Source organism: Sphingomonas sp. (assembly GCF_041661885.1).
Lineage (GTDB): Bacteria > Pseudomonadota > Alphaproteobacteria > Sphingomonadales > Sphingomonadaceae > Sphingomonas.
Genome location: NZ_JBAZTL010000004.1, coordinates 183,772 through 196,812 on the forward strand (window position 1 = coordinate 183,772; position 13,041 = coordinate 196,812).

The 13,041-nt window shown below is 63.0% G+C and carries 11 protein-coding genes and 1 tRNA gene; 6 read left to right on the forward strand and 6 right to left on the reverse strand.

Annotated features, from left to right (window positions below):
• The first annotated feature begins 124 nt into the window (after nucleotides 1-124).
• Nucleotides 125-1,027, forward strand: coding sequence for a neutral zinc metallopeptidase (locus WC704_RS09675; RefSeq protein ID WP_372889709.1), 903 nt, complete (start codon nucleotides 125-127; stop codon nucleotides 1,025-1,027).
• A gap of 45 nt (nucleotides 1,028-1,072) precedes the next feature.
• Here the strand turns inward: WC704_RS09675 and WC704_RS09680 are convergent, their stop codons facing one another.
• Entirely contained in the window at nucleotides 1,073-2,074 is a 1,002-nt protein-coding gene (locus WC704_RS09680; protein ID WP_372889710.1) for an NADP-dependent oxidoreductase, read from the reverse strand.
• A gap of 155 nt (nucleotides 2,075-2,229) precedes the next feature.
• On the opposite strand from WC704_RS09680, the gene WC704_RS09685 reads away from it, so the two are divergent.
• Nucleotides 2,230-2,305 (forward strand) — tRNA-Ala (locus tag WC704_RS09685).
• A gap of 58 nt (nucleotides 2,306-2,363) precedes the next feature.
• Here WC704_RS09685 and WC704_RS09690 read toward each other — a convergent pair.
• Both WC704_RS09690 and WC704_RS09695 read right to left on the reverse strand, forming a co-directional pair.
• Nucleotides 2,364-3,725 carry a sensor histidine kinase gene (locus WC704_RS09690; protein WP_372889711.1) on the reverse strand — a complete coding sequence of 454 codons (1,362 nt, stop codon included), beginning with the start codon at nucleotides 3,723-3,725 and terminating at the stop codon, nucleotides 2,364-2,366.
• Between the two features lie 8 nt (nucleotides 3,726-3,733).
• Entirely contained in the window at nucleotides 3,734-4,453 is a 720-nt protein-coding gene (locus WC704_RS09695) for a response regulator (protein ID WP_372889712.1), read from the reverse strand.
• A 178-nt stretch (nucleotides 4,454-4,631) separates the two neighbouring features.
• Here WC704_RS09695 and WC704_RS09700 point away from each other — a divergent pair, with 178 nt between their 5' ends.
• From WC704_RS09700 to WC704_RS09710, 3 genes are all read left to right on the forward strand, one after another.
• Nucleotides 4,632-5,018, forward strand: coding sequence for a hypothetical protein (locus WC704_RS09700; RefSeq protein WP_372889713.1), 387 nt, complete (start codon nucleotides 4,632-4,634; stop codon nucleotides 5,016-5,018).
• A gap of 85 nt (nucleotides 5,019-5,103) precedes the next feature.
• A complete protein-coding gene (locus WC704_RS09705) occupies nucleotides 5,104-5,508 on the forward strand; it encodes an EF-hand domain-containing protein (protein ID WP_372889714.1) in 405 nt (134 codons plus the stop codon).
• A 1-nt stretch (nucleotide 5,509) separates the two neighbouring features.
• Nucleotides 5,510-6,400: a sterol desaturase family protein gene (locus WC704_RS09710; RefSeq protein ID WP_372889715.1), complete on the forward strand. Its 891-nt coding sequence runs from the start codon at nucleotides 5,510-5,512 to the stop codon at nucleotides 6,398-6,400.
• Nucleotides 6,401-6,533: 133 nt separating this feature from the next.
• Here the strand turns inward: WC704_RS09710 and WC704_RS09715 are convergent, their stop codons facing one another.
• Nucleotides 6,534-8,852: a TonB-dependent receptor gene (locus WC704_RS09715; protein ID WP_372889716.1), complete on the reverse strand. Its 2,319-nt coding sequence runs from the start codon at nucleotides 8,850-8,852 to the stop codon at nucleotides 6,534-6,536.
• Nucleotides 8,853-9,194: 342 nt separating this feature from the next.
• Here WC704_RS09715 and WC704_RS09720 point away from each other — a divergent pair, with 342 nt between their 5' ends.
• Nucleotides 9,195-10,202, forward strand: a complete 1,008-nt coding sequence (locus WC704_RS09720) for a LacI family DNA-binding transcriptional regulator (protein ID WP_372889717.1) — start codon at nucleotides 9,195-9,197, stop codon at nucleotides 10,200-10,202.
• On the opposite strand, the gene pgmB is transcribed toward WC704_RS09720, so the two are convergent.
• Both pgmB and WC704_RS09730 read right to left on the reverse strand, forming a co-directional pair.
• Complete coding sequence (pgmB, locus tag WC704_RS09725) at nucleotides 10,193-10,861, reverse strand: beta-phosphoglucomutase (protein ID WP_372889718.1); 669 nt, start codon at nucleotides 10,859-10,861, stop codon at nucleotides 10,193-10,195. The genes WC704_RS09720 and pgmB overlap by 10 nt on opposite strands.
• Nucleotides 10,861-13,023 (reverse strand): glycoside hydrolase family 65 protein, encoded by a 2,163-nt coding sequence (locus WC704_RS09730; RefSeq protein ID WP_372889719.1) that lies wholly within the window; start codon nucleotides 13,021-13,023, stop codon nucleotides 10,861-10,863. Before WC704_RS09730 ends, pgmB begins: the two co-directional genes overlap by 1 nt.
• Between the last annotated feature and the right edge of the window lie 18 nt (nucleotides 13,024-13,041).

A 13,041-nucleotide genomic window follows, 5' to 3' on the forward strand; every position in this document is an offset into this window, starting at 1 on the left:
TTGCGATGCGGGATCAACGACAGTTTGATGAAATGGGCGTCATTGCGAGGCACCATAGCCGTTGCAACCGGCGCTGTCCCCGCGCATTCATGCCGCAGCGGCAACGACCACGGGACCCCTTGCGATGCGCCTCGATGATTTCGATCCCAATATTGATGTCGAGGATCAGCGCGGGCAGGGCGGTGGTTTCGGCGGCTTTGGCGGTGGCGGGGGTGGGCTGATCTTCGGCCTGTTGCCGCTCGTGTTCAGTCGATTCGGGTGTGGCGGCGTGGCGATAATGCTGGCGGTGCTCTTCTTCTTTGGCGGTGGGCTGGGGATGCTGGGTGGCGGAGGACAATTGTCGGCCCCGACCGCACAGGTTGGCCAGCAGCGCGGCGGGACAGATACCGTGTCGAGTTGTCGGTTAAATGCGCAGAGCCTCGCTGCCTGCAACGCCTTTAGTTCGGCCGACAAGACTTGGGCGGCGCTGCTCGGGCCACGGTTCGAGGCGCCCAAGCTCGTCTTTTATGCGCGCAACGGCCAGTCGGGCTGCGGTGCGGCGCAAAGTGCGATGGGCCCGTTTTATTGTCCGCGCGACCAGGGGATTTATCTCGACACGACGTTCTTCGACGAACTCGCCAACCGCTTTGGCGCGAAGGGTGACTTCGCGCAGGATTATGTGATTGCGCACGAATTTGGCCATCACATCCAGAATTTGCTCGGCACTTCGGACCAGGTCGCTTCCATCCAGCGGCGCGGCAGCGCAGCCGAAGGAAACCGGGCTTCGGTCAAATTGGAACTCCAGGCCGATTGTTATGCCGGTGTGTGGGCCGCGCAGAACAAGGATCGGCTCGATCCGGGTGATCTGGAGGAAGGCATGACCGCTGCCCATGCGATCGGTGACGATACGTTACAGCAAGAGGCGCAGGGCCGCGTCGTTCCCGACAGCTTTACCCACGGCACTTCGGCGCAGCGCATGGCGTGGCTGCGCAAGGGCATGGAAACGGGTGACCCCAATCAGTGCGATACCTTTTCGGGCGCGCTTTGAGGGGAGCAAAAGCCCTCTCCCGCAAGCGCGGGAGAGGGCAGGAGATTAGAGCTTCACCAGCATCTTGCCGGTGTTGCCGCCAGTGAACAGGCCGAAAAAGGCGTCGGGCATCGCGTCGAGGCCCTCGAACACCGTCTCTTCGTTCTTCAATTTGCCCTCGGCCAGCCAGCCGCCCATCACGCGGTAAAATTCGGCGGCTTTGCCCATATGGTCGCTGACCAGCAGCCCGGTCATGCGGATGCGCATCCCGATCAGTCGCGCGAGATAGCGCAGTTCGGTCGGCTTGGACGAATTGTAGATGTCGATCATCCCGCAAATCGCAAAGCGCGCATGCAGATTGCCGGTCGCCAGCGCGGCGTCGAGATGCTCACCGCCGACATTGTCGAAATAGACGTCGATCCCGTCCTTGCCGAGCCCCTGCAGCGCGGCGAGCAGCTTCTTCAGGAGTGGGCCCTCGCTCTTGTAATCGATCACCGCATCGGCACCGAGCCCCTTGACCAGCGCGCATTTGTCGGCGCCGCCCGCCGAGCCGATCACCGTCATCCCGCTTGCCTTGGCGACTTGCACCACGGTCGATCCAACCGCGCCCGCCGCTGCCGAAACGAACACCACGTCGCCGGGTTTGGCGTCGGCGACATCGAGCAGGCCGAAATAGCCGGTCATCCCCGGCATACCGAGCAAACCGAGAAATTGTTGTGGCGGTACGCCGAGGTTGGGCAGTTTCTGAACCTGGGCTGCTGGCAATACCGCCTCGTCGCGCCACCCCAGAAAATGTTGTACCAGGTCACCGACCGCAACCCCTTCGGCGCGGCTCTCGATCACTTCGCCGATCGCGCCGCCCTGCATCGGTTCGCCGAGCGCGAAGGGCGGAACGTAGGATTTCACGTCGTTCATGCGCCCGCGCATATAAGGATCGACCGACAGCCAGCGATTGGCGACGCGCACTTCGCCCTCGTTCAACGCAGCCGCGGGCAGATCGATCAACGCGAAATCGCTCGCCACGGGCATACCATTGGGACGGGATTTCAGGCTCCAGGCACGAGACATCGGCATTCCTCCATCATGTTTTCGAAGGCGGGGTATGCTGCTGCGCGCGGCTTGGCAATGAAAAAGGGGCAAGGGGCGATTGTGGCGTGTTGCATCGCCGATAAAGCCCCGCTAAGGCGGCCTTCCCGCCTCAAAAGAGCGCGGGAGCGTGGTGCGGGGCTGTAGCTCAGATGGGAGAGCGCTGCAATCGCACTGCAGAGGTCAGGGGTTCGATTCCCCTCAGCTCCACCATGACACCACGCGACGCTCGGCACAGTGCGATACATATATCGCGAGGGGCGGCGGCGCGTTAGCGATCGTCCGGATCGCGCGCAATTTTGAACCAGATGCTGATGGCAAGGCCGCCATGCGCGGCGTTGGCAAAGGCAATCTCGCCATCCTGCGCCTGCACCAGCGCACGGACGATGGCCAATCCCAGTCCAGCACCGCCGGTCGCCCGGTCGCGCGAGGGGTCGATCCGCCCGAAGGCTCGGCCCAGACGCCCGATCTCGGCCGCTGGAACACCGGGGCCGTCATCGGACACTGCGATCCGCCACCGCGCCGGCTCACGGTCAACCGCGAGGGTGACGTTGCTGCCGTGCCGCAACCCATTGTCGATCAGATTGGCGAGGATGCGACGCAGCGCCAGCGGCGATACTTCCGCCCAGGCATTTTCCGCACAACCCCCAACCGTAACCGCGTCCCCCAGCTCGTGATGGATAGCGGCCATCCGCGCGATTTCCGCCGAGAGGTCCAGAATGCGCGGGTCGGTACAGCACGGTTGCTCGGGGCGCGCCAACAGCAGCGTGTCGTTGAGCAGTGCCGACATTTCGTCGAGATCGTGGATCGCGCGCTGCTGCTGCTCTTCATCATCGATGAAGTCCGCGCGCAGCCTCAGGCGCGTGAGATAGGTCCGCATATCGTGCGCGATTGCGGCGAGTATGCGGGTCCGCTCGCCCATCAGCTCGGCGATGCGGGCTTTCATGTCGTTATAGGCATGGGCGAGATCGCGGAGTTCGGGGGAGCCGGAGACGATCAGATCGGGCGTTTCGGGCCGGCCGGCGAAGGTGCGAATGTCGCGGGCAAGGCGGACAATCGGGCGGGTCGTTGCGCGAACCGCCAACGCCAGCGCGATGAGCGCCACCAGTCCACCAAAGCCAAGCAATCCTGCGCGTTGCCGCAGCAGGGCGAGGATCGGCTCAGACGGCTGGCTGACGATGGTCAGCATCGACGGTCGCTTGCCAGCCAGAGCGATGTGGATTGCCAGCGGATCGCTGATCCATCCCGCCCAGGGATTGAGTGCCGCGAACGACGGCATCCGCGCGACGCGCCCGGTGACCGACAGATTGTGCCCGGGCAATGCCGCGCTGTAGGCTTGCCCGATGTCCATCCCCTGAAGGCTTTCGATGGAGGGCGGCAAAGCGCCATTTTCGACCAGGACGTGATAAAGGGCACCGTCAAACGCCCCGGCAATGGCGGGCCGCCGCGCGGCGGGGGCGGCCTCGATCATGTCGAGCATCGTTTGCGTTTGCTGGGTGGTCGGCAGCCCGATGGTGCGGTTGGATCGCCCGCCGACCGAAAGGCTGGTCAGCACAAACACGCCCAATTGCAGGGCGACAAAGCCGATAACCAGCACCACCGCGATCCGAAAGGGCAGCGTCCCGCGTTGCATGGCGCCGATTATCGCTGCTCGACCGGCGCGGCGAGGCAATAGCCGCCGCCACGGACCGTCTTGATGAGGATATCGCCGCCGGGATGGACCGCCAGCTTGCGCCGCAGCTTGCCAACCTGCACGTCGATGCTGCGGTCGAAGGGCTGCGCGTCGCGCCCGCGCGTCCAGTCCAGCAATTGATCGCGCGACAGGACGCGGCGCGGATGCCGCACAAAGGCGACCAGCAAATCGAATTCGCCGCCGGTCAACGGGATATCGATACCTTCGGGATCGGTGAGCGCGCGCGTCGTCGTATCGACCATGAAACCGCCGACGTTCCAGCGCTCGCCCACCGGCAGGGCCGCTACCCGATGCCGGTCGCGGGTGCGGCGCAGAATCGCGCGGATACGGGCGATCAGTTCGCGAGGGTTGAAGGGCTTGGGTAGATAATCGTCCGCGCCGATTTCCAGCCCGACGATCCGATCGATATCGTCGCCGCGCGCCGTGACGATCAACACCGGCACCTCGCCTTCCGTCCGGAGCCGTCGGCAAATGGAAAGGCCATCCTCTCCCGGCAGCATAAGGTCGAGCACCACCAGGTCGACGCGCCGACGCGCGCGCAGCCGATCGAACGCCACACCGGACACGCAAAGCTCGGCGTCGAATCCCTCGCGGCGCAACAGACCCGCAACCAACGGCCCGATCTCGGCATCATCCTCAACCACTGCGATTACGGTCTGCGTATCCATAGCATATCCATGCAGCGCGTTGCCGCTTTGGCAAAGTGGGCGCGGGCGCGCGATTACGTTTCTTTACATAATATCATCTGCGCGACGCACCGCGCTTACGGAGCCGCGGCAAAAGCAGGTCATCGGACAGCCCCCGTCCGGTAAAACCGAAAATGGAGCAGATTTTATGAAAAAGTCGATGATCGCAATTCTCGCCGGTATTGCCATGACGGCAAGCGTCGTCGCCCCTGCCGACGCACAGCGCCGTGGCGGATCGATCTCGGTTCAAGGTGCCAATCACGGTGGCACCGCCTCGCGCAGCGTCGATCGTCAAGCGGGCAGCAGCACGGTAACGCGCGGCGTTCAGACCAATTCGGGTGCCGGTGCGACGACCACGCGTGGCGGAACCTGGTCCAACGGGACGTACAATGGCGGCAAGACCACCACGACGAACAACGGCACGACCTTCGGCCGCACGACCACCGCGACCGGCGATGGCAATGGCAGCGGCACCATCTCGACGACGGCAACCGGCCCCAACGGCCAGTCGCGCACGGTTTCGGGTACTGTAACCAAGAACCCCTAATACAGTACCCGAATTAGGGTCCGACGGCGCTTTCGGCCCTTGAGATGTTACCGTCGGACCCGCTTTTTTCGCAGGAACAGATGTAATGATGAAGTCCCTGATCGCGCTCGCCGGAGTGCTTTTGCTCGCAACTGCCGCCGTCGCGCAGGATGTCACGCAGATCGACGGTAATCATGACGGGCAAATCACGCGTGCGGAATTTGCTGCCGCTCGCATGGCCAATTTTGCGCGGCTTGATCGCAATGGCGACGGTGTCGTCAGTACAGCCGATATCCCCGCAATTGCTCGCTTCAAACCGGGCATCCAGAAGACGTTTCAAAGCTTTATCGCCAATGCAGACGCGAGCGGCGATGGCATGGTGACCCGCGTAGAACTCGCCACCGCGCCCATGCCGGTGTTCGATCGCGCCGATGCGAACCATGACGGGGTGATCGAGCGCACCGAAATGGCGACGCTACGGGCTGGCCTCGCGCAGATGCGGAACCAATGACATGGAAACGCTCATCACCGGGTCACCGATCATCCTCATCGTCGGATTGGCGATGGTGCTGACCGAAATCGTCTGGCGCGTTCGTGCGGGGCGCGGTTACGACCGGGGCACCGCGATGACGACGATGGGCCTGGTGGCAGGCAATATCCCCGCCGCAGCGCTCAACGCCGCCGTCCTCGGGGTCGCTTATTCGGTGGCGTGGAAGATTGCGCCGCTCCACTTTCCGCTCGGTGACTGGCGGACATGGGCGGTCGGCTTTCTTTTGGTGGAGTTCGCTTATTACTGGTTCCACCGTGCGAGCCATCGTGTCCGCTGGATGTGGGCGACCCATGCCGTCCATCATTCAGCGGAAGAAATGACGCTGCTCTCTTCGCTGCGGCTTGGCTGGACCAATGTGTTGTCGTGCGGCTGGCTGTTTTACGTGCCGCTGATCCTGGCTGGATTTGATCCACGGCTGATCGTCGTGTTGCTGACGGCGAACCTGCGCTACCAGTTTTTCCTCCATACCGAGGCGCGGTTGTCGTTCGGGCCGCTCGAATGGCTGTTGAACACGCCTTCGCATCACCGTGCCCATCATGGTCGCAATGAGGCGTATCTCGATTGCAATTATGGTGGCGTATTGATCGTTTTCGATCGTTTGTTCGGCACCTTTCGGCCCGAACGCGCTGACGAGCCGGTGGAGTTCGGTCTAAAGGGGCGCGCGGCGGAGGGTAATCCGGTCAAGGTGGTCTGGCGCGAATGGGCCGACCTCTTCACCGCCATGCGGAAGGCACGGAGCCCCTTCACGGCGATACGGGTCGCGCTGGCACCCCCGGGTGTCGATCCGGATACCGGGAATGCCCGTCTGTCGGGCACGTCAGTGACGTTGGCACCCTCGCACACGACCCAGTGATCGTGCAAAATCCGGGCGAAACACCCGCGACCGGTGTTCGATTGTCCGCCTCAGAAATCTCCACCGGACCAGTCGCGCTGATCGAAAAAGGAACGGCGGCCTTTTGCAAGGCGCGCCGTTCCCGCCATTTTCGTCAGAATGCGTAGCTTACCGAAACGCGGTACGATCGTCCGAAGATCGGGCGTACATCGGGCAGTGCAGCGCCCGGTCCGGCCAGGAAGCGCGGGTTGCCCTCGGTCAAACCACGGGAGTTGGTAAGATTGTCGCCAGCCACCTGGAGGGTGTACCCCTTGATTTTGGCGCGCAGCCCCGCACTCACCGTTGCATAAGCGGGCAACAACTGGGTGTTGGCGAGATCGCTGTAACGCTTTCCGATCGCTTCATAGGTGCCATAGAGCGTTACGTCGCTATTGTCCGAGAGGCGCGCGGTATAGGTCGGCGTAACGCGGACCTGATAGGATGGGATGCGTTGGGCATTCTTCCCGTCGAACGCCGGGATGCCAGGCGTGTCGGTTTTCGCATCTTCCAGAACCGCGTTGCCCGTGAACCCGAAACCGCTCGCATGATGGTAGGATGCGTCAAGCTCGATACCCTTGGTCTTCGATCCCGCGATTTGCGGAGGGACGCCCACGTCATTGTACACCGCGCCCACGACTTCGTCGTAGAAACCGGTCACGGCTGCCTCGAACCCGCCGCCACGATATTTCACACCGCCTTCATAGGAGCGCACGCTCCAGTTCAGGTCGAGCCGTGGCCCGGTATTGCCGAGCTGCGACCGTACATCGTCGAACGAAGGCGAGTGATAGCCCTGCGACACCCGTGCATAGACGTCCAGATTACGCAGCGCGCGATAGTTGACGCCGACGGTCCACGGAGTGGCTTCGCGGTGGATTTTTGCCGCGTTGGGGAGGCCGTTTCCGGCGATGGTGAAATCGATATCCGTCCACTGGTGGCGCACACCGGCGTCGATGCGTAGCGCTTCGGTGATGTTGAACGAATCCGACAGATAGACGGCATTCACATCGGCGTTACCGCGATCCGAAATGTCGAACGCGGACAGCGGACCGTTGTTGAGATTGACGAGATCGCCCGAGCCGCCGACCTGCGCCCAACGATTGCCGCCCAGACTCCATGCGTCATCCGAGGTGAAGTGCGAGAAATAATAGCCGAGATTGAGCGTGTTGGCGCCGCGCTTGAAGTTCAGCACCGCTTCGTTGGAAACGTTCTGCAGCTTCTTTTCGACCAGCCAGGAGCCGAATTGCTGGACATAATCGGTCGCGGCAAGCGTTTGCCCGGTGTTGATCGTGCGCACGCTGGTTTGGCCGGGCGTGCCCGCTGTCGCCAGCGCGGTCGCAACCGTGACCGCGCCTGCCCCCGCCGGAACCAGGCCAGCCGTGCGCAGCGTACCGCTGGTAAAGCCGAACCGGTCGGTGACCGAAATGCCACCCCCGAAATCATAATCGAGGCTGGCACCGGTCACGACACCCTTCCAGCCACGCCCTTGCGCGAGATCGATGCGCTCCGTCCGGCCGCTGCCCGCCGCACCGGGCGAGATGATCGTCGCATAACGCGTGTATTGATTGAGCTGATTATAACGGCCCAGATCGAGCCCCGGCACATCGGCTGCAAAAGGCAGGAACCATTCGCCGTGATCGTCGGTGTAGCGCGCAAAGATGTTGAACTTGCCGCCCGCGAATTTCTTGGTCACGTTCGCCGTGATCTGCTGGCCCTTTTCGGTATCGAACCCGGCGCGCCGCACGCTGTCGCCGCGCGAGATATACCCGCCGACCGCGTAATAAAGATCGTCTGCAGCCTTGCCGCTAATATAACCGTCGGTGCGCCAGGCGCTGTAATCGGTGATTGACGCGCCGATGCTGCCATGCGTCACTTCCCCACCTTCACGCAGGCGCAAATTGGTGGTGAGGCCGGCCTGGCCATCCGAATAGAGCGATTGCGGGCCGCCATTCACGCCCTCGATCCCGGCAACGGTTTCGTCGATGCGCACCAGCCCGGTCTGATCCAGGAAGGAGAGGCTGCTAACGCCGTAAACCGGAATGCCGTTGAATTGCAGCGTAACGAAGGGCGCGTCGCCCGTGCTGGGGATGCCGCGAACAAAGATGTTGGAGGTGCCAACGCCGCCCGAGCTTTCCACCCAGACGCCAGGTATGGACTTCAGCGCATCGCCAGCGCTCTTTGGCGCTTGCAGTTTCAGATCGTCAGCCGACAGCGTCGTGATCGAATAGCCCGCCTCCAGCTTGTTGATTCCGCTGCCGGCGGGGCGCCCGGTGACGACAATGTCGGTTTGGTCAGCAGGGTCTGCCGGTGCGCTGACCGCTGGTTCCGCCGACGCCGACGGGGCAGGGGTGACCTGTGCAGTAGCGGGGCTGACCAATGCGATTGCCAGCGCGACTCCCGACACGGCGACCAAAGAGCGATTGCGCGAAACTTTCATCTTCCTCTCCCTCACGCCGCATTCCTGCTCGGGAACCGGCTATGAAAGGAGGGATACACGCCTATGAATTGCATTTCAATAATTTGTTACAATTCTCGGATTTTCGATAAATATTACTAAAAATCAATTTGATAGGCGGAAATCTGTCGCGCGGATCGTGTGGATCGGGGATTGGCGAGGCGAACCGGATGCAACCCCGCCCGTATCGGGAGAACCACGTGTTGCATCGCCTGACGGTCCATGCGTATTTCAGGATAATCAGGCGGGGTGGGCAGTTTTCGCCGGTTATGGGGAATCCGTTTCAACGATGGCCTGCCTGCCCAGGAATTAAGGAGTGCTGTCTTGCGTCGACGCGCGATGGATTTGAACATGGGGGACATTGCCCTGCTTGCGAACGTGTCAAAGCCAACCGTGTCGCGCGTTCTCAACAACAGCCCGTTGGTCAATGCGGAAACGCGCGAGCGTGTCCTGCGCGTGGCGCGCGAACATGGCTATGCGATCAACCGCAATGCGCAGAAGCTGCGGCAGGCGCGCAACGATACCGTCGCGGTGGTGCTCGACTTCGGGTCGCATCGCGCGGGGCGGATTGCCGACCCGTTCATCTTTGAATTGCTGGCAGGCGTTTCGGAGGCATTGTCGGTGCGCAACCAGGACCTGTTATTGTCGCCCCCCAGCCTCACCGACGTGCAAAGCCATCTCGACCTGATCAGTTCGCGCGTGGCCGATGGCTTCATTTTTCTGGGCCAGGGCGTGCGCGAACCGATGCTGCGCGATCTTGCGCGCGCCGGTGCGGCGTTTGTCGTGTGGGGCGGGGTCGATCCCAAGGAACCCTATTGCTCGGTCGGCAGCGACAACCGGCTTGGCGGGCAGCTTGCCGGAGAGCTGTTCGTCAAACGCCAGGCCAAACGCTGGTTGTATGTCGGTAATATCGCCCATTCCGAAATTCGCATGCGCTACGATGGCCTGTGCGAGGTTGCCGCCAAGCATGGCGATGTCAGCGTGGCGCATCTCGATGTCGAGCAGATGGCCTATGCCTCCACCTATCAAAGCATGGTGGCGTGGCTGCAGAAGAATCCCCCGCCCGATGCGGTTTTCGCCTTTTCGGATACCGCCGCAATCGCGATCGTGGCCGCGTTCCGCGAATTCGGGCTGGAAGCACCGACCGATTACGCCCTGTGCGGCTATAACAACATTCCGCCCGCCGCCGATTTCACACCTGCATTGACGACGATCGAGCAGGAAACCCACTTGGCGGGCGCAATTCTGGTCGAAAAGCTGATGCAGATCCTGGAAGGCGGCAAGCCCAAATCGAGCCTGTTGCCGACGCGGCTGATCGTCCGTCAGACCTGAGGCGCGCTCGGCGACAGCCGTAAAACGCGGTCGAGCTCGACATCGGCGGTTGCGGCGAAGATCAGGTCGGCTTTGGCTAAAATCTCGCGCTCGCCAATCCCGATCGCCACCATGCGGGCGGCCTTGATTGCGTCCACGCCAGCCGCCGCGTCCTCAAAACCGACACACTCGTCCGGTCCCACGCCCAAGGCCGTCGCGCAGGCAAGAAAGATGTCCGGTGCCGGTTTCGAGTGTGCGACTTTTGCCGCATCGGCGACGAAATCGACGGCACCCGAGAGCCCGGCCCGCTCCAGCACCACCGTGGCATTCCGGCTGGCGGAGGCGACCCCTAGCAGCAACCCGCGTTCGCGCGCCTGCGCCAGCAATGCCACGGCGCCGGGCAGCACGTCGGCGTCGCTCATCGTGGTCAGGGCATCGAGGTAGAAGCTATTTTTGCGGGCGGCGAGTTGCTCTTTCGCGGCTACGTCGAGCGTGCGGTCCCCAAGCCGCAGGATGTGCTCGAGCGACCCCATGCGATCGACGCCCTTCAACGCTTCATTATCGTCTGCGTCGAAAGGGATGCCGAGCTCATCGGCGATCCGTTTCCAGGCGACGAAATGCAGACGCGCGCTGTCGACCAGCACGCCATCAAGATCGAAGAGTGCTGCGCGGAAGGTCATTATGCCGATACCCGCGCGGGCTCGTTTGCGCGAGGCGAGGAGGCATCGACCCCCGCGATGCGGATCGACACGGCCTGATCGCCCCGCACCGCCACGTGCGCCGTCGCGCCGGAGACCGTTACTTCGATTGGCGCGCCGCGATAGGTGATCGAAAAGCAATATTCGGGCAGACCGGGGATCTCGACCGGATCAAAGCAAAGAGTATCGCCCTCGACGCGCATCCCGGCAAAACCCATCGCCAGCGTTGCCCAACTTCCCGCCAAGGCGGCCATATGCAAGCCATGATCGGTATTACCGAACAGATCGGACAGATCGGTCAGCGCAGCAATGCGCCAATAGTGTGCGGCGCGCGTGCCATCACCAGCCCGCGCTGCCGCGGTGGCAAAGGCGCTGGCGGACAGGGTCGAATCATGGGTGGTGGTTGCCTCATAGGTCTCCACCATCCGCTGCCGCATGGCGCCGTTGAAAACCTCGGGCAGCAGCGCCACTGCCAGCACCGCGTCGGCCTGCTTCGAAACCCGCCGACGATAAATGGCGAGCGGATGGAAGTGCAGCAGCAGCGGATATTTCTCCGGCGGCGTGTCGGCGAACGGCCACGGATCGAGCGCAAAATACCCATCGTCCTGCGCATAGACGTGCCGTGCATCGTCAAACGGCAGGAACATCGCATCGGCCGCGCGAACCATCCGGGCGGCTTCCGCCGCATCGAGCAGCGACAATGCCAGCCCTTCGCGCGCAGCGAAGCGCAAATGCCGTGCGGCCATCAAATTGGTATAGAGGTTGTTGTCGACGATCGCCGAATATTCGTCGGGGCCGGTCACGCGGTTGATGACAAAGGCATCGTTGCGCGCCCCGTCATGGTATCCGATCGCCAGCCAGATGCGCGCGGTCTCCACGAGCATCGCCGCCCCGCCCCGGTCGAGAATGGTGCGGTCGCCGGTCGCCGCAAGATAGGTTTCCAGCGCGTAGGCGATGTCGGCATTGATGTGATATTGCGCAGGTCCGGCGGGGAAATAGGAGGAGCATTCGTGCCCGCCGATCGTCCGCCACGGGTATAGCGCTCCCTCGGTCTGGCCCATCGCGCGGGCATTGTCGCGGGCAGCATCCAGACCCGAAATCCGCCAGGCGAGCATCGCCCGGGCAATCGCCGGTTGCGTGAAGGCAAACACCGGCAGCACGTAGAGATCGGCATCCCAGAAGACATGGCCTTCATAGCCTTCGCCGGTCTGCCCTTTGGCTCCGATCGAGGTCTTGCCGTCGCGTCCCACCGCCATCGTCAACTCGGCCAGGGCATAGCGGATCGCCAGTTCGGTTTCGGGCTGGCCCGGAACGCTGACAGTGCTGCTCGACCAGAAGTCCGCGAACCACGCGGTTTGTTCCGCCAGCAACGCGTCATAGCCCCGCGCCTGCGCCGCAGTGAGCGTGGCAAGCAGCGGTTCCAGCACGGGTTCGTCGCGTGCGGCCTGATAGCCCGATACGAAATCGACTTCGACCAGATCGCCGATGGTATGGCGTCCGATTTCCCGCATCGCGCTTGCCACCACGAAACCGCTCCGTTGCAGGCGGTCGGTGCGCGCGGCGATGTCGGGGTCAGCGTGGAGGTCGAGCTTGCGCCACGGGCTGTCGGTGAGCGTGGGCGTGATACGCGGGTCGTAAATCGCGTCGCTTTGTGGTTCAGCCATTGCGGGAGCCTCGCTGCCCGGCGGCGGCGTTACCAACGGCATCACCACCACGTCTTTTCCTGCGGGGAACCGGACGCGGGTGAGAACGAGCGCGGTTTGCGCCATCGCCACGAATTGTTCGATGGTTACTTCGATGTCCCCGGTCAGCACCGTTTCGGCGCGGACGCAGCGCGTGAGATCAAGCGTGACACTGCTCACCGCCTCGGCGGGCTGGCCCTCGACCAGGATCGCTGGCCGCGTCGCATCCGCCACCGCGAGCCGCAGGTCGGTGTCCCGCGCATAGCCGTGCGCCGCCTCATGATAGGCAATCGGCATCCGCTCATAAACGCCGTTCAGATAGACCTTGGGCGCATCCGCGCCGTCTCCCGGGCCGCGCATCCCGATAAAGCCGTTGCCGATTGAAAACAGCGCGGGAACATGGTGCAGCCGCATTGCCTGCCCTTCCGCAGCCAGACACCAGCCATCGCGCGCAAAACGCATGGCCGCAAACGACGCTTC

What these genes read in the sequence shown, in the direction of transcription:
- WC704_RS09695 (WP_372889712.1), bottom strand. Translation starts at nt 4,453, where the DNA reads ATGGATACGCAGACCGTAATCGCAGTGGTTGAGGATGATGCCGAGATC.
- WC704_RS09710 (WP_372889715.1), top strand. Translation starts at nt 5,510, where the DNA reads ATGGAAACGCTCATCACCGGGTCACCGATCATCCTCATCGTCGGATTG.
- WC704_RS09730 (WP_372889719.1), bottom strand. Translation starts at nt 13,023, where the DNA reads ATGCGTTTTGCGCGCGATGGCTGGTGTCTGGCTGCGGAAGGGCAGGCA.
- WC704_RS09700 (WP_372889713.1), top strand. Translation starts at nt 4,632, where the DNA reads ATGATCGCAATTCTCGCCGGTATTGCCATGACGGCAAGCGTCGTCGCC.
- WC704_RS09705 (WP_372889714.1), top strand. Translation starts at nt 5,104, where the DNA reads ATGATGAAGTCCCTGATCGCGCTCGCCGGAGTGCTTTTGCTCGCAACT.
- WC704_RS09690 (WP_372889711.1), bottom strand. Translation starts at nt 3,725, where the DNA reads ATGCAACGCGGGACGCTGCCCTTTCGGATCGCGGTGGTGCTGGTTATC.
- WC704_RS09680 (WP_372889710.1), bottom strand. Translation starts at nt 2,074, where the DNA reads ATGTCTCGTGCCTGGAGCCTGAAATCCCGTCCCAATGGTATGCCCGTG.
- WC704_RS09675 (WP_372889709.1), top strand. Translation starts at nt 125, where the DNA reads ATGCGCCTCGATGATTTCGATCCCAATATTGATGTCGAGGATCAGCGC.
- WC704_RS09715 (WP_372889716.1), bottom strand. Translation starts at nt 8,852, where the DNA reads ATGAAAGTTTCGCGCAATCGCTCTTTGGTCGCCGTGTCGGGAGTCGCG.
- pgmB (WP_372889718.1), bottom strand. Translation starts at nt 10,861, where the DNA reads ATGACCTTCCGCGCAGCACTCTTCGATCTTGATGGCGTGCTGGTCGAC.